A 21354-nucleotide genomic window follows, 5' to 3' on the forward strand; every position below is an offset into this window, starting at 1 on the left:
GACGGGCTCCGTCGGACGGCGTGTCCCGTCAGGGCGACGGGTTCGTCGAGCGGCCCGGGTTCCGTCGGGTGGGAGGTCCCGTCAGGAGGGGAGTTCCTTGATGCGGATGTCGCGGAAGGCGACCTGGTCCTCGGCTCCGTGGTTCTGGATGCCGATGTGGCCGTTGGTGAGGCTGCGGGCCGGGTCGGTGTTGGTGAAGTCGTTGATCTTGACGCCGTTGAGGAAGACCTGGAGGCGTTCGCCCGTGACGCGGAGTTCGTAGGTGTTCCATTGGCCGGGCGGGCGGAGGGCCTGGTCGCGGGCCTTGAGGTCGGCGGACTGGAAGCCGTAGACGGCTCCGGTGGTGCGGTCGGGGGTGTCGGTGGCGTCGATCTGGATCTCGTAGCCGTTGTTCACGGCGGACCAGGGGTCGTCGGAGGCGGGGAAGCCGAGGAAGACGCCGGAGTTGGAGTCGCCGGTGAGTTTCCAGTCGAGGGTGAGGGAGTAGGAGTGGAACTCCTTGGCCTGGTACCAGAGGAGGCCCATGCCGCCGGTGGAGCGGAGTTCGCCGTCGGTGACGTCGAAGGCGCCGGGTCCGGCCTGCTTCCAGCCTTCGCGGGTCTCGCCGTTGAAGAGGCTGCGGTAGCCGGTCTGCGGGCGGCAGTCGGCGGCGGTCCGCCCGGTGGCGTACTGGAGTCCGCCGAGGAGGTGCTGCCGGAAGGCGGGTTCGGTGTAGGACTCCTTGGTGTGGCCGCCGCCGGTGTAGAAGGAGCGGCCGCCGCCGTAGGTCTGGCACCAGGCGATGGGGTGGTCGCCCTTCATGGTGCCGCCCTGGTAGGTGGTCTCGTCGAGGGTGGCGAGGACGCGGGCCTGCTCGCGGGGGTTGGTGCGGTAGTTGTACCACTCGTCGGTGCGCTGCCAGGGGCCGTCGAGGTGGGCGGTGGCGGGGTGGTCGTGGTCTTCGACGCGGACGGTGGCGGGCTGGATCTGGGGGTGGGACTGGAAGTAGGCGCCGACGAGTCCGCCGTAGAAGGCCCAGTCGTATTCGGTGTCGGCGGCGGCGTGGATGCCCATGTAGCCGCCGCCGGCGGAGACGTACTGCTCGAAGGCGGTCTGCTGGTCGGCGTTGAGGACGTCGCCGGTGGTGGAGAGGAAGACGACGGCGTCGTAGCGGGCGAGGTTGCCGGCGGTGAACTGGCGTGGTTCCTCGGTGGTGTCGACGACGATGTTGTTGCCGGCGCCGAGTTCCTTGAGGGCGGTGATGCCGCTGGGGATGGATTCGTGGCGGAAGCCGGCGGTCTTGGAGAAGACGAGGACGCGTCGGGTGGTGCGGTCGATGGGGGTGCTGGAGAGGGTGAAGTCGTCGAGGTCGTAGAGGGCTCCGGCGCCGCCCTTGAAGACGAGGTAGAGCTGGGTGGTCCTGCGGGGTGCGGCGCGCAGGGGGATGTCGATGTCCTGGAAGGTCTCCCAGCTGCCGGTGACGGGGACGGGCGCGGAGCCGAGGAGGGTGCCGGTGGGTGAGCCGGTGCGGACTTCGAGGAAGCCTCCGGCGCCGCCGGAGGAGATGCGGGCGGTGAGCCGGGTGGCGCCGGCGAGCTGGTAGGGGGTGAAGGCGATCCAGTCGCCGTTGTCGATGTCGCCGACGGTGCGGCCGCCGTGGGCCTGGGTCTTGTCGTAGGTGCGGATGCCGTTCTGGGTGTCGAAGTGTTCGGCCTGGCGGTGGCGGGGCTGGAGTTTGGCCTGGTCGCTGCCGGTGAGGGGGGCCTGTCCGCCGCCTCCGTTGTCGGTGTACTCGGCGTTGAAGACGGCGAAGATGTTGGCGTCGTCGTCATGGCCGCCGTCGGCGGAGGTCTTGATGGTGCCGGTGCAGCCGTTGGCGGTGGTGACGGGGTGGCCGTGGCTGTCGTGGCCGAGGACGTAGGTGACCTTGACCTTGGTGCAGTCGATGGGGCCGGAGGCGGAGTCTTCGGGGTCGTTGACGGTGACCTTGAAGGGGATGTCGTCGCCGAAGGTGAAGAGGGCGCCGTCGGCGGGGAGTTGGAGGTTGACCTTGGGTGCGGTGTTGCCGACGGTGAGGTGGACGGAGGCGGATCCGGTGCGGCCGGTGGTGTCCTGGGCGGTCACGGTCGCCACAAAGGTGCCGTTGGTGCGGTAGGTGTGGGTGGGGTTGGCGGTGGTGGAGGTGGTGCCGTCGCCGAAGTCCCAGCTGTAGGTGAGGGGGTCGCCGTCGGCGTCGGTGGTGCCGGCGGAGGAGAGGGCGACCTTGAGGGGTGCGGTGCCGGAGGTCTTGTCGGCGCTCGCTTCGGCGACGGGTGAGTGGCCGCCGGTGGCGTTCTCGATGCGGTAGAGGCCGGAGTTGTGGTCGCCGCCGAACCAGGCGGTGCCGTAGTCGAGGACGTAGAGGGCGCCGTCGGGGCCGAAGGCCATGTCCATGATCTGGGTGCCGGTCCAGGGGACCGGGTTGATGGAGCGGACGGTGCCGTCGGTGTCCTGGTCGATGCGCTTGATCCAGCGGCGGCCGAATTCTCCGGCGAAGAAGTCGCCGTCGTACGACTCCGGGAACTTGACCGGGGAGGTGTTGGCGGGGTCGTAGTGGTAGACGGGTCCGCCCATGGGTGATTCGGAGCCGGAGCCGAACTCGGGTACGGAGCCGCCGTTGTAGGGGATCCACGCGGGTTCGGCCGGGGGCAGGTCGACGAGTCCGGTGTTGTACGGGGATTCGTTCTTCAGTGCGCCGCAGTCGAAGGTGGCGCCGGAGGTTCCGGTGGCGAAGTCGTAGGCGACGTAGGGGTCGTTCTTGCCGGTGCAGAAGGGCCAGCCGAAGTTGCCGGGCTTGGTGACGCGGGCGAACTCGACCTGTCCCGCGGGGCCGCGCTTGGGGTCGGCGGCGCCGGCGTCGGGGCCGTAGTCGCCGACGTACAGGACGCCGGTGGCCTTGTCGACGCTGAAGCGGAAGGGGTTGCGGAAGCCCATGGCGTAGATCTCGGGCCGGGTCTTGGCGGTGCCGGGGGCGAAGAGGTTGCCGTCGGGGACGGTGTAGCTGCCGTCGTCGGCGACCTTGATGCGGAGGATCTTGCCGCGGAGGTCGTTGGTGTTGCCGGAGGTGCGGCGGGCGTCGAAGGCGGGGTTGCGGCCGGGGCGCTCGTCCATGGGGGTGAAGCCGTCGGAGGCGAAGGGGTTGGAGTCGTCGCCGGTCGACAGGTAGAGGTTGCCCTGGGCGTCGAAGTCGATGTCGCCGCCGACGTGGCAGCAGATGCCGCGGGTGGCGGGGATGTCGAGGACCTTCTTCTCGCTGCTGTTGTCGAGGGTGAAGTCGGTGTTCAGCGTGAAGCGGGAGAGGCGGTTGACGCCGTCGTACGGGGCGAACTGGGCCGGGGTGCCGTCGTTGGGGGCGTCGCCGGCGGGGGTGTCCAGGGGCGGGGCGTAGTAGAGGTAGATGGCTCTGTTCCGGGCGAAGTCGGGGTCGAGGCCGATGCCCTGGAGGCCTTCCTCGTCGTGGGAGTAGACGGGGACGGTGCCGATGACGGTGGTGTTGCCGGCGGCGTCGGTGCGGCGGAGTTCGCCGCCGCGGTCGGTGTGCAGGACGCTGCGGTCGGGGAGTACGGCGAGGGACATGGGTTCGCCGACTTCCTCGCCGCCCTTGGCGAGGGTGACCTGCTGGAACTCCTCGGTGGAGGCGGTGGAGGCTGTGGAGGCGGCGGGGGCGGTAGGGGCGGTGGGGGCGGTGGGGTCAGTCTCCGCCGCGAGGCCTTGGGGGGCGGCGAGGGCGAGGAGTCCGACGGTGAGGAGGGCGAGGGTCTTCCTGGCTCGGAGTCGTTGTCTGTGCACGGATGTCCTCCGGATTGGGGGTGTGCGGGTGTCCGGGGACCGGCGTGCGCCGTCACGCTGGTCGAATGGGCCAGTTACGCCATGTACACATCAGGGACCGTAGCGAGGTTCGTCCACTCCGGGAACCCCTTGTGCACGCTTCGATCGAACTTTCCACCGTGAGAGGACAAAGCCTCCCGCGGTGGAAGCGGGGGGCCTCAGTCACCGCCCCCGAAGGCGGCGTCGAAGGAGGCCGCGGGAGGGTCGAAGTCGTACCGCCTGAGGAAGGCGAGCGCCTCGGGCGCGCCGGTCAGCCGGTCCATGCCGGCGTCCTCCCACTCCACGGAGACCGGACCGCCGTAGCCGATGGACCGCAGCATCCGGAAGACGTCCTCCCAGGGCACGTCGCCGTGCCCGGCGGAGACGAAGTCCCAGCCGCGCCGGGGGTCCCCCCAGGGCAGATGCGAGCCGAGCCGCCCGTTGCGGCCGTCGAGCCGTTTGCGGGCCTCCTTGCAGTCCACGTGGTAGATCCGGTCGCGGAAGTCCCACAGGAAACCGACGGGGTCGAGGTCCTGCCAGACGAAGTGGCTCGGGTCGAAGTTGAGCCCGAAGGCGGGCCGTCGGCCGACGGCGTCCAGGGCACGCTGGGTGGTCCAGTAGTCGTACGCGATCTCGCTGGGGTGCACCTCGTGGGCGAAGCGCACGCCCTCGGCGTCGAAGACGTCGAGGACGGGGTTCCACCGTTCGGCGAAGTCCTCGAAGCCGCGCTCGATCATGCGCTCGGGGACCGGCGGGAACATCGCCACCAGGTGCCAGATCGACGAGCCGGTGAAGCCGACGACGGTGTCGACGCCGAGCGCCGCCGCGGCCCGCGCGGTGTCCGCGAGCTCGCGCGCGGCCCGCCGCCGCACCCCCTCGGCGTCGCCGTCGCCCCAGATCCGGGCGGGCACGATCGCCCGGTGGCGTTCGTCGATCGGATGGTCGCAGACGGCCTGCCCCACCAGATGGTTGGAGACCGCCCAGCACTTCAGGCCGTACGCGTCGAGGAGTTCGCGCCTGCCCTTGACGTACGCGGGGTCGGCGAGGGCCTTGTCGACCTCGAAGTGGTCGCCCCAGCAGGCGAGTTCGAGGCCGTCGTAGCCGAAGTCGCGGGCGAGCCGGCAGACCTCCTCCAGGGGCAGGTCGGCCCATTGGCCGGTGAAGAGGGTGAAGGGTCGTGGCACGTCACGGCTCCTGTCGGGGTACGGGGGTGTAGACGGCGTTCCGCTCCGCGCTCTCCTCGACCGCGGCCAGCACCCGCTGGACCTGGAGGCCGTCCGCGAAGGACGGCGTCGGGGCGGTCCCGGAGGCGACGGCGAGGACCAGGTCGCGGGCCTGGTGGACGAAGGTGTGCTCGTAGCCGAGCCCGTGGCCGGGCGGCCACCAGCCCTCCAGGTAGGGGTGGCCGGGTTCGGTCACGAGGATGCGGCGGAAACCGGCGGAGACGGCGGGCTCGGTGTGGTCGTGGAAGGACAGTTCGTTGAGCCGCTCCAGGTCGAAGGCGAGCGAGCCCTTCTCGCCGTTGATCTCCAGGCGCAGCGCGTTCTTGCGGCCGGCCGCCATCCGGGTCGCCTCGAAGGACGCGAGCGCCCCGGAGGCGAGCCGCCCGGTGAACAGGGCCGCGTCGTCGACCGTCACGGCCCCGTACGCGCCGGAGCCCGGGCCCGCCGACAGCCCGCCCGCGACCCCGGCGAGCAGCGGCCGCTCCCGTACGAAGGTCTCGGTCAGCGCCGACACGCCGACCAGGAGCTCCCCCGCCAGGTACTGGGCGAGGTCCACGGCGTGCGCCCCGAGGTCCCCGAGCGCCCCCGACCCGGCGTGCTCGCGCTCGAGGCGCCAGGTCAGCGGGAAGCCGGGATCGACGAGCCAGTCCTGGAGGTAGGTGACCCGGACGTGCCGCAGGGCGCCGAGCCGGCCCTCGGCGATCAGCTGTCGGGCGTACGAAAGGGCGGGCACGCGGCGGTAGTTGAAGCCGACCATGGCGACCTGCCCGCGGGCCGCGGCCGCCTCCGCGGCGGCCGCCATGAGCTCGGCCTCGGCGACCGTGTTGGCGAGCGGCTTCTCGCACAGCACGTGCTTGCCCGCCTCCAGGGCGGCGATAGCGATCTCCGCGTGGCTGTCGCCCGGCGTGCACACGTCGACGAGCTGGACGTCGTCCCGGGCGACGAGGGCCCGCCAGTCGGTCTCCGCCGCCGCCCAGCCGTGCCGTTCGGCCGCGGCCCGCACGGCGGTGGCGTCCCGACCCGCGACGGCGGCGAGCACCGGCCGCAACGGGAGGTCGAAGGCCCGTCTAGCGGTGCGCCAGCCCTGCGAATGGGCGGCGCCCATGAAGGCGTATCCGACCATCCCGACGCCAAGCGTCTCTTCCATCTGCGTTCCTCCCGTGGGGTCGTGCGTGCCGGCGTCGGTGGTCAGTTGAAGCCGGTGGGCAGGTACTCGTCGACGTTCTCCTTGGTGACGACGGCCGAGTAGAGGGTGATCGAGGCGGGGATCTCCAGCTCGGCCATGCCGCCGATCCCCTTCTTCTGGCCGAGGGCGCGGGCGAGGTCGATCGCGGAGGCGGCCATGGTCGGCGGGTAGAGGACGGTGGCCTTGAGGACGCTGTCGTCGGCCTTGATGGCGTCCATGGCGGATTTGGCTCCGGCGCCGCCGACCATGAGGAAGTCCTTGCGGCCGGCCTGGGCGATGGCGCGGAGCGCGCCGACGCCCTGGTCGTCGTCGTGGTTCCACAGGGCGTCGAACTTCGGCTGGGCCTGGAGGAGTTGGGCCATCTTGGCCTGGCCGGACTCGACGGTGAAGTCGGCGGCCTGGCGGGCAACCTTACGGATGTTGGGGTAGTTCTTGAGGGCGTCGTCGAAGCCCTGGGTGCGCTGCTTGGTGAGTTCCAGGCTGTCCATGCCGGCGAGTTCGACGACGGTGGCGTTCGGCTTGTCCTTGAGCTGTTCGCCGATGAAGCGGCCGGCGTTGAGGCCCATGCCGTAGTTGTCGCCGCCGATCCAGCAGCGGTAGGCCTGCGGGGAGGCGAAGATCCTGTCGAGGTTGACGACGGGGATGCCGGCCTTCATGGCCTGGAGGCCGACCTGGGTGAGGGCCTTGCCGTCGGCGGGGAGGACGACGAGGACGTCGACCTTCTTGTTGATGAGGGTCTGGACCTGGCCGATCTGGGCGGCGGTGTCGTTGGAGCCCTCGGTGATCTCCAGGGTGACGTCGGCGTACTTCTTGGCGCGCCGTTCGGCGTTCTCGTTGATCGCGTTGAGCCAGCCGTGGTCGGCCTGCGGGCCGGCGAAGCCGATGGTGACGGGGGTGCCGGGCTTGTCGCCGTCGGCGGGGGCGGCGCTCGCGACCGGCGCCTGGTTCTTGGGTTCGTTGCTGGTGCAGGCGGTGAGGAGGGCGCCGGCGGAGACGGCGGCGCTGCCGAGGAGGAGGTGTCTGCGGCTGGTTTCGGGCATGGCGGATCAACCCTTCGAGGGGAAGGAGTACCGGGGGGAGTACGGGGGGAGTACGGGGGGGGGACTACCGGGGGACTACCGCGGGGAGGACTGCCGCGGGGAGGAAGGCGGGGGGCTGCCGGGGCTGCCCGGGGGTCAGGCGTCGCCGTCGCGGACCGTGCGGCGCTGGACCAGGACGGCGGCGACGATGATCGCGCCCTTGGCGATCTGCTGGACGTCGCTCTGCAGGTTGTTGAGGGCGAAGATGTTGGTGATGGTGGTGAAGACGAGGACGCCCAGGACGGAGCCGACGATGGTGCCGCGACCGCCGCTGAGGAGGGTGCCGCCGATGATCGCGGCGGCGATGGCGTCGAGTTCGTACAGGTTGCCGTTGGTGTTCTGGCCCGATCCCGCGAGGACGATCAGGAGGAAGGCGGCGATGCCGCAGCACAGGCCGGAGAGCAGGTAGAGGGAGAGGCGCTGGCGGCGGACGTCGATGCCGGCGAGGCGGGCGGCCTCGGGGTTGCCTCCCACGGCGATCGTGCGGCGGCCGAAGGTGGTGCGGTTGAGCAGGAGCCAGCCGGCGGCGGTGACGGCGGCGAAGACGAGGACGAGCGGCGGGATCCCGAGGACGTAGGCGTCGGGGACGCCGAGGTCGAGGACGGACGGGACGGTGACGATCTGCGTCTTGCCGTCGGTGATCTGCAGGGCGAGACCGCGGGCGGAGGCGAGCATCGCGAGGGTGGCGATGAAGGGGACCATCCCGCCGTACGCGACGAGGACGCCGTTCACGAGTCCGCAGCCGAGCCCGACGGCCACCGCCGTGAAGAGGATGCCGGCGAAGCCGAACTCCTGGGTGGCGAGGGTGGTGGCCCAGACGGAGGCCAGGGCGACGATCGCGCCGACGGAGAGGTCGATGCCGCCGCTGGTGATGACGAAGGTCATGCCGACGGTGACGACGCCGATGACGGACGCCTGTGTCAGGACGAGCTGGAGATTGGAGGTGGCGAGGAACTCGGCGGGCCGGGTGAAGCCGCCGACGGCGACCAGGGCGGCGAGGACGCCGAGCAGGGACAGGTTGCGGACGTCGGCCTTGAGACCGAGCGCGCGCCGGCGGCCTTCCCTGGCCGGTGCCCCGGCCGGGGTGGTGAGCGTCATGCCGTCGGACTCCCTTCCATCACGAGGTCGAGTACGCGGTGTTCGTCGAGGTCGCGGGCGGGCGCCTCGTGGACGACCCGGCCCTCGCGCAGGACCAGGACGCGGTCGGCGAGGCCGAGGACTTCGGGGACCTCGCTGGAGACGAGGAGGACGGCGAGGCCGTCGTCGGCGAGGCGGCGGATGACGGCGTACAGCTCGGCCCGGGCGCCGACGTCGACACCGCGGGTGGGTTCGTCGAGGAGGAGGACGCGGCAGCCGCGGAGCAGCCAGCGGGCGAGGACCGCCTTCTGCTGGTTGCCGCCGGAGAGGGTGCGGACGCGGGCCTCGGGGTGGTCGGGGCGGAGGGACAGCTCGCGGGTCGCGGTCCTGGCCGTCTCGCGTTCGGCGGTGCGGTCGATCCAGCCGGCCCGGGAGAAGCGGGCGAGGGAGGAGACGGAGACGTTGCGGGTGACGGATTCGAGGAGGAGCAGGCCCTGGGCCTTGCGTTCCTCGGGGGCGAGGCCGAGGCCGGCGCGGACGGCGGCGGGGACGCTGCCGGGCCGCAGGGGCCGCCCGTCGACGAGGACCCGGCCGGCGGTGGGTCTGCGCGCCCCGTAGACGGTCTCCAGGATCTCGGACCGTCCGGAGCCGACGAGTCCGGCGAGGCCGACGATCTCCCCGGGGCGCAGTTCGAGGTCCAGGGCCTCGAACTCCCCTTTCCTGGCGAGGCCTTGGACACGGAGGACGGGTTCGGCGGTGGGGGGCCGGTCGCGCCTCTCCGGGAAGACGTACGGGACGTCCCGGCCGGTCATGAGGGCGACGACGTCCCGGGTGGGGGTGGTCGCGGCGGGCAGTCCGCGGGCGACGGCCCGGCCGTCCTTGAGGACGGTGACGCGGTCGCCGATGCGGCGGATCTCCTCCAGTCGGTGGGAGATGTAGACGACGGCGACACCGGCGGCGGTGAGGTCGGCGACGATCCGGAAGAGGTTGTCGACCTCGTCGGGGTCGAGGGCGGCGGAGGGTTCGTCCATGACGATGAGACGGACGTCGTGGGAGAGGGCGCGGGCCATGGAGACGATCTGCCACTGGGCGGCGGAGAGTTCGCCGACGCGGCGGGCGGGGTCGATCTCGGGGTGGCCGAGGCGTTTCAGGAGCGCGGTGGTGGTGGCTCGGGCGGCGCGGGTGCGGACGAAGCCGGCGGTGGTGGGTTCGTGTCCGAGGTGGACGTTCTCGGCGACGGTGAGGCCTTCGACGAGGTCGAGCTCCTGGTAGATGGTGGCGATGCCGAGGCGGACGGCGGCGCTCGGGGAGCGGAGTCGGACGGGTTCGCCGTTCCAGGTGATGCGGCCGTCGTCGGGCTGGTGGGCGCCGGCGAGGACCTTGATGAGGGTGGATTTGCCGGCGCCGTTCTGGCCGAGGAGGCAGTGGACTTCGCCGGGGGTGACGTCAAGGTCCACGCCGTCCAGGGCGCGGACGCCGGGGAAGGACTTGGTGATTCCGGACATGGTGAGCAGGGGTGGGTGTTCTTGGGGCATGGCGGGGGTTCCCTCGGCGGATGCGGGTGGCCGTCGGGCGGGTGCGGGTGGTGCCTGGACGAGTGGGGGTGCGGGGTGGCCGGGCGGGGGCGGGGTACGGGGTGGCCGGGCGGGTGCAAGGTACGGGGTGGCCGGGCGGGTGCAGGGTGCGGGGTGGCCGGGCGGGTGCAAGGTACGGAGTGGCCGGGCGGGGGCAAGGTACGGAGTGGCCGGGCGGGTGCAAGGTACGGAGTGGCCGGGCGGGTGCAAGGTACGGAGTGGCCGGGCGGGTGCAAGGTACGGAGTGGCCGGGCGGGTGCAGGGTGCGGAGTGGCCGGGCGGGGGCAAGGTACGGAGTGGCCGGGCGGGTGCAGACCGGGGGCGGTCTGTGCCCACCCGTTCCGCCCTGGGGGTCCCCCAAGCAGAGTCCGGGGGAGGAACGCGTGCCCATGGACCGCCGGCGGCGCCGGCGCATCACACGGACGCGTTACGCAGGGGAGAAGAGGTGGTCGCTGATGAGGCGGGCTGCGCCGGTGACGCCGGCGGTCTGGCCCAGCTCGCCCAGGACGATGGGGAGGTTGCCGGTGGCCAGGGGCAGGGACTGCCGGTAGACCTGGGTGCGGACACTGGCGAGGAGGTTGTGACCGAGGCCGGTGACGCCGCCGCCGATCACCACCAGACCGGGGTTGAAGAAGCTGACGAGTCCGGCGATGACCTGCCCGACCCGGTTGCCGCCCTCGCGGATGAGGGCGAGTGAGGTGGCGTCGCCCGCGGCGGCGGCCGCGGCGACGTCGGCGCCGGTGAGGTGTCCGGCCGCCGCGAGACGGGCGGCGAGCTCCTCCGAGCGGCCGGCGCGCGCCGCCTCCTCGGCGTCGCGGGCCAGGGCGGCGCCGCTGAAATGGGCCTCCAGGCAGCCGTTGTTGCCGCAGGCGCAGGGGCGGCCCTCGGGTTCGACCTGGATGTGCCCGATGTCGCCGGCGCTGCCCGTCGTACCGCGGTAGACCTCGCCGCCGACGACGATGCCGCAGCCGATGCCGGTGCCGATCTTGACGCAGAGGAAGTCGCCGACGGAACGGGCGACGCCGGCGTGCTGCTCCCCCATGGCCATGAGGTTCACGTCGTTGTCGACCATGACGGGGCAGCCGAGCTCCTGGCTGAGGGCCTCCCGTACGGGGAAGCCGTCCCAGCCGGGCATGATCGGGGGTGCGACGGGGACGCCCTCGGGGAAGCGGACGGGTCCGGGGACGCCGATGCCGGCGCCGTCGAATCCTTCCGCGACGCCCGTGGAGCGGAGCTTCGCCGCCATCGACAGGGCCTGTTCGAAGACGGCGACGGGGCCCTCGCGGACGTCCATGGGGTGGTTGAGGTGCCCGAGCACCTCCAACTCGGCGTTGGTGACGGCCACGTCGATGGACGTGGCGCCGATGTCGATGCCGAGGAAGCGGAGTTCGGGCGCGAGGCGGATGTTGTGCGAGCGGCGTCCGCCGCGGGAGGCGGCGAGGCCGTCGGCGACGACGAGGCCGGTCTCCAGGAGCCGGTCGACCTCGACGGCGAGCTTGGAGCGCGAGAGGTCGATCTGGTCTCCCAGCTGTGCGCGGGAGTTGGGTCCTCCGTCGCGCAACAGCCGCAGGAGTCGCGCCTGGTGCCGGTTGGCAGGTCGTGCCGTCATGCGCCTCACGCGCCCCTCCCTCTCGCACACGCTCGTGTTCGGGCTTTCGAGGGGAACGTAGCAGCGGCGTACCGGAGTGGGAAGAAGTTGCGCAGGAATCCACCCCGACTTTTTCCCGGTTGGGGACAAAGGAGGGTGCGGGCGGGGAGAAGAGGAGGGTCAGCGCACCTCGACCAGGCGGGCCGAGACCACCACGTTGCCGGCGTAGCCGTTCTCCTCCGTGAAGGTGCCGCCGCAGGTGATCAGGCGCAGTTCGGGGACGCCGGCGTCGCCGTAGACCCGCTCGGCGGGGAAGCCCTCCTTGGGGACGACCTCGACCCCGTACACGGCGAAGACGGCGGTCCTGCCGTCGCGGCGGGCGATCTCGACGCGGTGTCCCTTGGCGAGGGCGCCGAGGTCGTAGAAGACGGCCCGGCCGTTCGGGGTGTCGACATGGCCGACGACGACGGCGGTGCCGCGCTCGCCGGGGGTGACCGCGCCGGTGAACCAGCCCGCGAGCCGGTCGTCCTCGGGCGGCGGGGCCTCGATCCAGCCGTCGGCGTCGAGTCCGACCTCGGTGACGGGGGCGTCGATACGGACGGCGGGGACGCGGACCCGGACCGGCGGCGAGGCGGGCAGCGGAGCGGGTACGGACGCGGGGGCGAGGGCGGCGAGGCCGGCGCGGGTCCCGTCGGGCGCGGCCGCGGCGAGGGGCTGCGGCGGGCCGGCGCCCTGGAGCTCCCCCGTACCGCCGCGCACGAGGTGCACGCCGACCAGGAGGACGACGGCGACGACGCCCCAGGCGCCGCGCCGTCCGGTGCGGTCCGGCTGCGCCGTGCCGTCGGGGCCGCCCGATCCGTCCGGGTCTCCCGTGCCGTCCGCACGCCCCACGTCCGCACTCCTCCTCATGTACTGGCGCCCCTCCGCCCCGGACCTCGTCACACCGGGGCGGAGGGGCCGTTTCGGGCCCCCGGGGTCCCGGCCGTCAGGCGCGGCCGTCGGCGCGGCGGCGGGTGAGCACGACGGCGGCGCCGAGCGCTCCGGCGATGAGCAGCACGCCCGTGACCACTTCGGTGGTGCCGAGTCCGTCGGTGTCGGCGCCGGAGGCGGCGGCGGTTCCGTAGCCGGCCTTCACGCCCTTGTGGGCTCCGGTGTGCGTGCCGGTGTCGCGCTCGGTGTCGCCGCCGGTGTCGCCGCCCTGGGCGATGGTGAGCTGGGTGGTGCCCCGCTCGCCCTTGCAGTCGAAGGTGATCTCGACCTGGCTGCCGGCCTTGGCGTCGACGTCCACGGTCGCGGTGCCGGGGCGGCCCTCGTTGAGGGTCACGGTCTCGAACACGGTGGAGGTGACGGTCACGGACGGCACTTCGCAGCCCTCGGACGTGAGGGTGACGGTGCCACCGGGGGCGATCGTCGCGGGGGTGACGGCGAAGCCGAACGACGTGATGTTGTTGTTGCCGTCCCCGGCCAGGGCCAGGGGCGCGACCGACACGACGGCGACGGCGCTGAGCAGGGCGGCGGAAGCGGCACGTATCGCGCGCATGGCGGTCCTCCAGATCACGCGAGGGCTCGGACGCGGAGCGATTCCACGGCCGGAAAGGGACGACCCTCACCGCGATCGAAGCTAGGTCCGCGCCTGGCCCGCCGCCACCGGTCTCCGCCGAACGGGTCACGCTACCGCCGGGGACGGCCGACGGGATCCGGGGGGCCTGAGGGCCCGGAGCCCCGAGGGCCCGGGGCCGGAAGGCGGGGGCCGGAAGCCAGGGGCCCGGGGGCCCGGGGCACAGGGCCTGGAAGCCCAGGACCCGAGAGCCCGGAGCCCTAGGCCCAGGGCCCGGAAGCCCAGGACCCGAGAGCGCGGACCCCGAGGCCCAGGGCCCGGAAGCCCGGGACCCGAGAGCCCGGAGCCCGAGGCCCAGGGCCCGGAAGCCCGGCCCCTACGGCACCCGTACGACCTGGCCCGCGTACGACAGGTTGCCGCCGAAGCCGAAGAGCAGGACCGGGGCGCCGGACGGCAGTTCGCCGCGTTCGACCAGCTTGGCCAGGGCGAGCGGGATGGAGGCGGCCGAGGTGTTGCCGGAGTCGACGACGTCCCGGGCGACGATCGCGTTCACGGCGCCGATCTTCGCGGCGAGCGGCTCGATGATCCGCAGGTTGGCCTGGTGCAGGACGACGCCCGCGAGGTCCTCGGGGGCGATGCCGGAGCGCTCGCAGGTCTGCCGGGCGAGGGCGGGCAGCTGCTGGGTGGCCCAGCGGTAGACGGACTGGCCCTCCTGGGCGAAGCGGGGCGGGGTGCCCTCGATGCGGACGGCGTGGCCCATCTCCGGGACCGAGCCCCAGAGGACCGGGCCGATGGCGCCGGTGTCGGTCTCGGTGGCCTCGACGATCGCGGCGCCGGCCCCGTCACCCGTGAGGACGCAGGTGGTGCGGTCGGTCCAGTCGGTGATCTCGGTCATCTTGTCGGCGCCGATGACGAGGGCGCGGCGGGCCGCCCCGGCCCGGACCGCGTGGTCGGCGGTGGCGAGCGCGTGGGTGAAACCGGCGCACACCACGTTGAGGTCCATGGTGGCGGGCGAGCCCATGCCGAGGCGGGCGGCGACCCGGGCGGCGGTGTTGGGCGAGCGGTCGATCGCGGTGGAGGTGGCGACGAGGACGAGGTCGATGTCGCCCGCGGTGAGGCCGGCGGTGGCGAGGGCCTTGCCGGCCGCGTGGGCGGCGAGCTCGTCGACGGGCTCGTCGGGCCCGGCGACGTGCCGGGTGCGGATGCCGACCCGGCTGAGGATCCACTCGTCGCTCGTGTCGACGAGCTCGGCGAGGTCGTGGTTGGTCAGCACCTTGGCGGGCTGGTAGTGCCCGAGCGCGGCAATGCGAGTGCCCGTCATACTCGGGACCCCCTAGGTGGTTCGTTCGTCCGGCAGGATCCCCCAGTCTTGCCAGCGACTGATCAGTAACAGGTGACGTAAACCACCAACATTCCCCCGAATCGCTTGGCCGACCGTGACAACGGGCCGGGGAGTACCGGGTCCGCGGGTGCGCCCGCGGTGGTGGGGCGTGGCGGAGAATGGGGCGGTCAGGGCCTTCCCGGCCTTCCCTGCGGAGAGAATCGAGTGCGGTCACGATGGGACGGGTCACCGAGCGACGGCGTGTCCTGCGGATCCGGGGCGGTGCGGTCAACACGCGGCCCGACACCCTGGTGGCGGAGGAGCCGCTGGAGATCCGGCTGAACGGGCGGCCGATCGCGATCACCATGCGCACGCCGGGCGACGACTTCGCGCTCGCGGCGGGTTTCCTGGTGAGCGAGGGGGTTCTCGCGGCGGCGTCGGACGTGCGGAACATCGTGTACTGCGCGGGCGCCACGGAGGACGGCCGGAACACGTACAACGTGGTGGACGTGCAGCTGGCCCCGGGTGTGACGGTCCCGGACATCACTCTGGAGCGGAACGTCTACACGACGTCCTCGTGCGGGCTGTGCGGCAAGGCGAGTCTGGACGCGGTCCGCACCACGGCCCGTTTCCCGATCGCCGACACTCCCCCGCTGCGGATCGCTCCCGAGCTGCTCTCGGTGCTCCCGGAGCGGCTGCGGGCGGCGCAGCGGGTGTTCGACTCGACCGGCGGGCTGCACGCGGCGGCGCTGTTCGCGGAGGACGGCGAACTGCTCGACGTACGGGAGGACGTGGGCCGGCACAACGCAGTGGACAAGCTGGTCGGGCGGGCGCTGCGGGAGGGCCTGCTGCCGCTGGAGCGTGCGGTGCTGCTGGTGTCGGGGCGGGCTTCGTTCGAGCTGGCGCAGAAGGCGGTGATGGCGGGGATCCCGGTGCTCGCCGCGGTGTCCGCGCCGTCCTCGCTCGCCGTGGACCTGGCCGCCGAGACGGGCCTGACGCTGATCGGCTTCCTGCGCGGGCCGGACATGAACGTGTACGCGGGCGAGCACCGGATCGACGTGAAGGCGCCCTAGTTCTTCGGCGGGTCGATCATCTGGAGGGCGAGGGTGTCCGGCGGCGGGGCGATGCCGGGGCCGCCCGCCGCCGTCCAGGCGAGGATGTCGTCGAGGCAGTCCTCGTCCAGGGTGAAGCCGATCCAGGCGGCCCGTCCGCCGCGCCGCCGGCCCTCGGTGGAGGGCTGGACCACGACGATGTTCGCCTGGGCGCACGGGCCGAGGCAGTCGGAGGTACGGACGGCGAGCCGGCCGCCGGAGGCCGCGGCGGCCTCGCGGAGGCGGGCGAGCTGACCGGCGTGGTCGGTGCCGGGGTTCTTGCGGCCGTCGCCGCAGCAGCAGCCGCGGCAGACGACCAGGGAGCAGGGGCGGGCCCCGTACCGTATCGGGACCGGGGTCACTCGGGGCCGTCCAGGGTGATCGCGGAGACGGGGGCGACCGTGCCGAGGCGCGGGAAGTCGAGGTCGACGGAGGCGCGGTGCTCGTCGGCGGTGAGGGCGGACATGGCGTCCTCGGCGAAGACGAGGTCGTAGCCCAGGTCGCAGGCGGCGCGGGCGGTGGACTCGACGCCGAGGTTGGTGGCGATGCCGCCGAGGACGAGGGTGGTGGCCCCGAGTCCGGCGAGCAGCTCGTGGAGTCCGGTGTCCTGGAAGCCGCCGATGGTGCGCTTGACGACGACGGGGTCGCCGTCCTGGACGAGGTCGGGGACGAGTTCGCTGCCGGGCGGCTGGGCGTCGACGTTCGGGCGCTCGACGCGGATGTGGACGACGGGCGCGCCGGCGGCCCGGAAGGTGTCGGCGAGCCGGGCGGCGGAGGTGAGGACGTCGGTGCCGGGACGGGGGGCGAGGGGCAGCGCGACGATGCGTTCCATCAGGTCGACGAGGACGAGTGCGGTGCGGCCGGGATCGAGTGAGGGCATGGGAGCACCGTAGCGGCCCGGATGATCATCACGGTCCGGGTGTGGGTGTGATCCGGCCGACGGAGCGGGTGTACGGGGGCGGGGGCCGGCGGCGGGAGTGGCGTGTACGGGGGGCGGGGCGCAGGCAGCGGGAGCGGGTGCACCGGGCCGGGCGCCGACCCGCGGGAGCGGGTGCACCGGGCCGGGCGCCGACCCGCGGGAGCGGGTGCACCGGGCCGGGTGTCGGCCGCGGCAAATGGCGCACGGGGTCGGGCGCCGACCCGCGGGAAAAGGCGCACGGGGTCAGGTGTCGGCCGCGGCAAAAGGCGTACGGGGTCAGGTGTCGGCCGCGGCAAGAGGCGTACGGGGTCGGGTGTCGGCCGCGGGAACAGACGTACGGGGTCGGGTGTCCGCCGCGCCAGCGGGTGCACCGCGTCGGGTGTCGGCCTCGTGCCCGCGCCTGTCGACGGAACGTTCCCTCGACAGGGGTGTACGTGGGTCAGGCGCCGGCCGCCGGGACTCCTGGTGCGGCGGGTGCGGGTGCGGAAGCGGTTCCGGTCTCCTCGGCGGCCTCGGGGTCCCTCGCACGGCGCTTCGCGATGACCGCGCAGACCATCAGCTGCATCTGGTGGAAGAGCATCAGCGGGAGCACCGCGAGGGAGGCATGCGGGCCGAAGAGGACGCTCGCCATCGGCAGCCCGGCCGCGAGGCTCTTCTTGGAGCCGGCGAACTGGATCGCGATCCGGTCGGCCCGGTCGAAGCCGAGGCGCCGGGCCCCGTACCAGGTCAGGCCCAGCATCACCGCGAGGAGCACGACCTCGACGGCGAGCAGCGCGCCGAGCCGCGCGGGGGTCACCAGGTGCCAGATGCCGGCGACCATGCCCTGGCTGAAGGCGGTGTAGACGACGAGGAGGATCGAGCCCCGGTCGACGTAGCCGAGGGCCTTCTTGTGGCGGAGGAGGAAGCCGCCGACCCAGCGGCGCAGGAACTGCCCGGCCAGGAAGGGCACCAGCAGCTGGAGCACGATCTTGAGGAGTGCGTCGGCGGAGAGGCCGCCCGCACTGTTGCCGAGGAGCAGGGCGGCGAGCAGAGGGGTGAGGACGATGCCGGCGAGCGAGGAGAACGAGCCCGCGCAGATCGCGGCGGGCACGTTGCCCCGGGCGATCGAGGTGAACGCGATGGAGGACTGGATGGTGGACGGCACCAGACAGAGGAAGAGGAAGCCGCTGTAGAGCTGGGGGGTGAGGACGCCGGGCACGAGGCCGCGCGCGGCGAGGCCGAGGAGCGGGAAGAGCAGGAAGGTGCAGCCGAGGACGGCGAGGTGGAGCCGCCAGTGCTTGAGGCCGTCGAGGGCCTCGCGGGTGGAGAGCCGGGCCCCGTAGAGGAAGAAGAGCAGGGCGACGGCCCCGGTCGACGCGCCTTCCGTGACCGTCGCGGCGGTGCCGGAGGCGGGGAGGAGCGCGGCGAGGGCGACCGTACCGAGCAGCGCGAGGACGTAGCCGTCGACGGGCAGCCACGAGGGCAGGCGAAGGGGGCGGCGTGCGGTGCGGCCGGACGTGCGGGGGGTCATGGGCTCCAGTGCTCCTACGGGGATCGCGCCCGTCCATCCTGCTCCACGGCGCGGTGATCGGGAATCCCGCACAGTGCTCTGACTGTCATCACGGAACGCGATAACGTCGGGGGATGTACGAGCCCACCCAGCTGCGCACCTTCCTCGCCGTGGCCCAGACGCTGAGCTTCACGCGGGCCGCCGACCGTCTCGGACTGCGTCAGTCGACCGTCAGCCAGCATGTGCGGCGCCTGGAGGAGGCGACGGGCCGGCCGCTCTTCGCCCGGGACACGCATCGCGTGGAGCTGACGGAGGACGGCGAGGCGATGCTCGGTTTCGCGCGCACGATCCTCCAGGCGCACGAGCGGGCGGCGGCCTTCTTCGGCGGGACGCGGCTGCGGGGGCGGCTGCGGTTCGGCGCCTCGGAGGACTTCGTGACGACCCGGCTGCCGGAGATCCTGGAGTCCTTCCGGCGCGAGCATCCCGAGGTCGACCTGGAGCTGACGGTCGAACTGTCCGGGACGCTCCAGGCCCGGCTCGCCGCCGGCCGGCTGGATCTGATCCTGGCCAAGCGGCGCGGGGCGGAGAGCGAGGGTCGGCTCGTCTGGGAGGACACGCTCGTCTGGATCGGTGCGCCGGGGCTGCGGCTCGATCCGGACCGACCGGTGCCGCTGATCCTGTACCCGCCGCCGGGGATCACCCGGGCGCGGGCGCTGGAGGCCCTGGAGGCGCAGGGCAGGGCGTGGCGGATCGCCTGCACGAGTTCCAGCCTGAGCGCGAACGTGGCGGCGGCCCGCGCGGGGCTCGGGGTGATGGCGCACACACGGGGCCTCGTGCCGCCGGGTCTTGTCCAGGTGCCGGCCCGCGCGGGGCTCCCGGAACTCGGGGACGTGGGCTTCGTGCTGCGCAAGGGGCGCCGGGGCGGGGAGACCCAGGAGGCGGCGGACGCCCTGGCGGAGGCGATCCTGGCGGGCGGCGACCGACTGCACCGGCCACGCTGATCCGGCGGCGCTGATCCGGCCACGGCGGACCGGCCGCGCTGAACCGCCCGCGCCGCACGGCCACGCCGAACCGGCCGCTCCGTGCGGACCGAGCCACTCCGAACCGCTCCGTGCCGACCGAGCCACTCCGAACCGCTCCGAACCGAACCGACGGTAACCGCTTGCCGCGCCCGGGGTAACCGCTTGCCCCGCCCCCGGTGGGCGCGGGGCTCCCGTGCGTCGAGAAGCCGCCACTGGGGTGCTTCGGAGTCGGGGGCGTGAGCGGGCGGTACAGATTCCGTGGAGATTCACCCCCGGAGGGCGTACCGTCCGGTCAGTAACAAGCCCGGGACACCCCTGACTTGGCCGCCTCACCGGCCCTGACCTGTGTGAACGCGGAATGTCCCGGCTTGGTGAAGGCCCTCCCCCCGGCCGGTCGCGTGGGGTACCGTCACCGGCGCCGTACGGAGTGCGACAACGGGCTTTTCCAGCCACGAGCCGTCGAGGAGCAGGTCAGTGCGCGAGTTCACCGTGCCGCCCGTCGAGGCGGCGCCTCAGGTCGGCGGTCTGGCGGACGCGGTGTTCGATCGCGGCCTCGCCGAGCCGGACCGGATCGCCTTCGGCCGCAAGGGCCCGGACGGACAGTGGCACGACGTGACCGCCGCGCGGTTCCGGGACGAGGTCCTGGGGCTCGCGAAGGGGCTGATCGCGGAGGGCGTGCGGTTCGGCGACCGGGTCGCGATCATGGCCCGGACCCGGTACGAGTGGACGCTCTTCGACTTCGCCCTGTGGACGCTGGGCGCGCAGCCCGTGCCGGTCTATCCGACGTCCTCCGCCGAGCAGGTCTTCTGGATGCTGCACGACGCCGAGGTCACGGCCTGCGTGGTGGAGCACGAGGACCACGCGATGACGATCGGCTCGGTGATCGACCGGCTGCCACGGCTCCAGCGGCTGTGGCAGCTGGACGCGGACGCGGTGGGCGAGCTGACGGCGGCGGGCACGGAGATCGACGAGGAGGTCGTGCACCGGCACCGGCGGGCGGTCACCCCGGAGACGATCGCGACGGTCATCTACACCTCGGGGACGACCGGCCGTCCCAAGGGCTGTGTGATCACCCACGCGAACCTGATGTTCGAGACGGACATGGTGATGGGCCGCTGGGAGCCGGTCTTCCGCTCGCGCCCCGACGAGCAGGCCTCGACGCTGCTGTTCCTGCCGCTCGCGCACGTCTTCGGGCGGATGGTGGAGGTCGCGGCGGTCCGGGGCGGGGTGAAGCTGGGACACCAGCCGGTGATGGCGGCGGCCGAGCTGCTCCCGGACCTGGTGGCGTTCCGGCCGAGTTTCGTGCTCGCCGTGCCGTACGTCTTCGAGAAGGTCTTCCACGCGGCCCGCCGCAAGGCGGAGAGCGAGGGGAAGGCGGGCCCCTTCGACAAGGCGGTGGAGGTGGCGGTCGCGTACGCGGAGGCGCTGGAGCAGAAGGCCTTCGGGACCGGTCCCGGGCCGTCGGCGGCGCTGCGGGTGCAGCACCAGTTCTTCGAGAAGACGGTGTACGTCAAGGTGCGGGCGGCCCTGGGCGGGCGGGTGCGGCACGCGATGTCGGGCGGTTCGGCGATGGACCGCCGGCAGGGGCTGTTCTTCGCGGGCGCGGGGATCACGGTCTTCGAGGGGTACGGGCTGACCGAGTCCTCGGCCGCCGCGACGGCGAACCCGCCCGGGCGGACCAAGTACGGCACCGTGGGCCAGCCGGTCCCGGGGACGACGGTCCACATCGCCGAGGACGGCGAGGTGTGGCTCCACGGCGGCCAGGTCTTCTCCGGCTATCTGAACGCCCCGGAGGCGACGGCCGCCGTCCTCAACGACGGCTGGCTGGCCACCGGGGACATCGGCGCCCTCGACGCGGACGGCTACCTCACGATCACCGGGCGGAAGAAGGAGATCCTGGTGACCTCCGGCGGCAAGAGCGTCTCCCCCACCGCCCTGGAGGAGCGGGTGCGGGCGCATCCGCTGATCGCCCAGTGCATCGTGGTCGGCAACGACCGTCCGTACATCGCCGCCCTCGTGACGGTCGACCAGGAGGCGGTGGAGCACTGGCTCGCGATGCAGGGGCGGGCGCCGCTCTCCCCTGCGGAGCTGGTGCGCGACCCGGCCCTGGAGACGGAGCTCCGGCGCGGGGTGGTGGCGGCGAACACGCTGGTCTCGCAGGCGGAGTCGATCCGGACGTTCCGGATCCTGGCGCATCCGTTCAGCGAGGAGCACGGGCTGCTCACCCCTTCGCTGAAGCTGAAGCGGAAGGCGATCGAACGGGCGTACGCGGCGGAGGTCGCGGCCCTGTACGGCTGACGGCCCCGCCCACCACGACCGGCGCACGCCCCGACCGACGCGACCGACGCAGGCCCCACCCGGCGCAACCGGCGCACGCCCCACCCGGCGCAACCGGCGCACGC

16 protein-coding genes are annotated in these 21354 nt (G+C 72.8%); 3 read left to right on the forward strand and 13 right to left on the reverse strand.

The window, feature by feature from the left end:
• Positions 1–81: 81 nt before the first annotated feature.
• The 10 genes from ACF07V_RS21255 to ACF07V_RS21300 all read right to left on the reverse strand — a co-directional run bounded on the left by ACF07V_RS21255 (position 82) and on the right by ACF07V_RS21300 (position 14431).
• A complete protein-coding gene (locus ACF07V_RS21255) occupies positions 82–3807 on the reverse strand; it encodes a ThuA domain-containing protein (protein ID WP_392156205.1) in 3726 nt (1241 codons plus the stop codon).
• Between the two features lie 197 nt (positions 3808–4004).
• Entirely contained in the window at positions 4005–5009 is a 1005-nt protein-coding gene (locus ACF07V_RS21260) for a sugar phosphate isomerase/epimerase family protein (RefSeq protein ID WP_392156206.1), read from the reverse strand.
• 1 nt (position 5010) lies between these two features.
• Positions 5011–6195 (reverse strand): Gfo/Idh/MocA family protein, encoded by a 1185-nt coding sequence (locus tag ACF07V_RS21265; protein ID WP_392156207.1) that lies wholly within the window; start codon positions 6193–6195, stop codon positions 5011–5013.
• 41 nt (positions 6196–6236) lie between these two features.
• Entirely contained in the window at positions 6237–7274 is a 1038-nt protein-coding gene (locus tag ACF07V_RS21270) for a substrate-binding domain-containing protein (protein ID WP_392156209.1), read from the reverse strand.
• A 135-nt stretch (positions 7275–7409) separates the two neighbouring features.
• Positions 7410–8411: an ABC transporter permease gene (locus ACF07V_RS21275; protein ID WP_392156211.1), complete on the reverse strand. Its 1002-nt coding sequence runs from the start codon at positions 8409–8411 to the stop codon at positions 7410–7412.
• Positions 8408–9895 (reverse strand): sugar ABC transporter ATP-binding protein, encoded by a 1488-nt coding sequence (locus ACF07V_RS21280; protein ID WP_392156424.1) that lies wholly within the window; start codon positions 9893–9895, stop codon positions 8408–8410. The genes ACF07V_RS21275 and ACF07V_RS21280 overlap by 4 nt, the downstream gene beginning before the upstream one ends.
• Before the next feature lie 496 nt (positions 9896–10391).
• Positions 10392–11573 carry an ROK family protein gene (locus ACF07V_RS21285; RefSeq protein WP_392156212.1) on the reverse strand — a complete coding sequence of 394 codons (1182 nt, stop codon included), beginning with the start codon at positions 11571–11573 and terminating at the stop codon, positions 10392–10394.
• A 159-nt stretch (positions 11574–11732) separates the two neighbouring features.
• The gene (locus ACF07V_RS21290; RefSeq protein WP_392156213.1) at positions 11733–12443 is read right to left on the reverse strand and encodes a class F sortase; all 711 of its coding nucleotides are present in this window, start codon (positions 12441–12443) and stop codon (positions 11733–11735) included.
• A gap of 94 nt (positions 12444–12537) precedes the next feature.
• On the reverse strand, positions 12538–13092 hold the full coding sequence (locus ACF07V_RS21295) for a hypothetical protein (protein ID WP_392156215.1): 555 nt from the start codon (positions 13090–13092) through the stop codon (positions 12538–12540).
• Between the two features lie 394 nt (positions 13093–13486).
• Positions 13487–14431 (reverse strand): beta-ketoacyl-ACP synthase III, encoded by a 945-nt coding sequence (locus ACF07V_RS21300; RefSeq protein WP_392156216.1) that lies wholly within the window; start codon positions 14429–14431, stop codon positions 13487–13489.
• 236 nt (positions 14432–14667) lie between these two features.
• Between ACF07V_RS21300 and fdhD the strand changes: the two genes are divergently transcribed.
• Positions 14668–15504 carry a formate dehydrogenase accessory sulfurtransferase FdhD gene (fdhD, locus tag ACF07V_RS21305; RefSeq protein ID WP_392156217.1) on the forward strand — a complete coding sequence of 279 codons (837 nt, stop codon included), beginning with the start codon at positions 14668–14670 and terminating at the stop codon, positions 15502–15504.
• Here the strand turns inward: fdhD and ACF07V_RS21310 are convergent.
• The 3 genes from ACF07V_RS21310 to ACF07V_RS21320 form a co-directional block, all read right to left on the reverse strand.
• On the reverse strand, positions 15501–15884 hold the full coding sequence (locus tag ACF07V_RS21310) for a (2Fe-2S) ferredoxin domain-containing protein (RefSeq protein WP_392156219.1): 384 nt from the start codon (positions 15882–15884) through the stop codon (positions 15501–15503). The genes fdhD and ACF07V_RS21310 overlap by 4 nt on opposite strands.
• Positions 15881–16402 carry an isochorismatase family protein gene (locus ACF07V_RS21315; RefSeq protein WP_392156220.1) on the reverse strand — a complete coding sequence of 174 codons (522 nt, stop codon included), beginning with the start codon at positions 16400–16402 and terminating at the stop codon, positions 15881–15883. Before ACF07V_RS21315 ends, ACF07V_RS21310 begins: the two co-directional genes overlap by 4 nt.
• Positions 16403–16880: 478 nt before the next feature.
• Positions 16881–17951: a bile acid:sodium symporter family protein gene (locus ACF07V_RS21320; RefSeq protein ID WP_392156221.1), complete on the reverse strand. Its 1071-nt coding sequence runs from the start codon at positions 17949–17951 to the stop codon at positions 16881–16883.
• Positions 17952–18064: 113 nt separating this feature from the next.
• Between ACF07V_RS21320 and ACF07V_RS21325 the strand changes: the two genes are divergently transcribed.
• Positions 18065–18931: a LysR substrate-binding domain-containing protein gene (locus ACF07V_RS21325; protein WP_392156223.1), complete on the forward strand. Its 867-nt coding sequence runs from the start codon at positions 18065–18067 to the stop codon at positions 18929–18931.
• 495 nt (positions 18932–19426) lie between these two features.
• Positions 19427–21250 carry an AMP-dependent synthetase/ligase gene (locus ACF07V_RS21330; protein ID WP_392156225.1) on the forward strand — a complete coding sequence of 608 codons (1824 nt, stop codon included), beginning with the start codon at positions 19427–19429 and terminating at the stop codon, positions 21248–21250.
• Positions 21251–21354 lie beyond the last annotated feature (104 nt).

Origin of the sequence: Streptomyces sp. NPDC015661 (assembly GCF_043077765.1) — a bacterium.
In the GTDB taxonomy this organism is placed as follows: domain Bacteria; phylum Actinomycetota; class Actinomycetes; order Streptomycetales; family Streptomycetaceae; genus Streptomyces.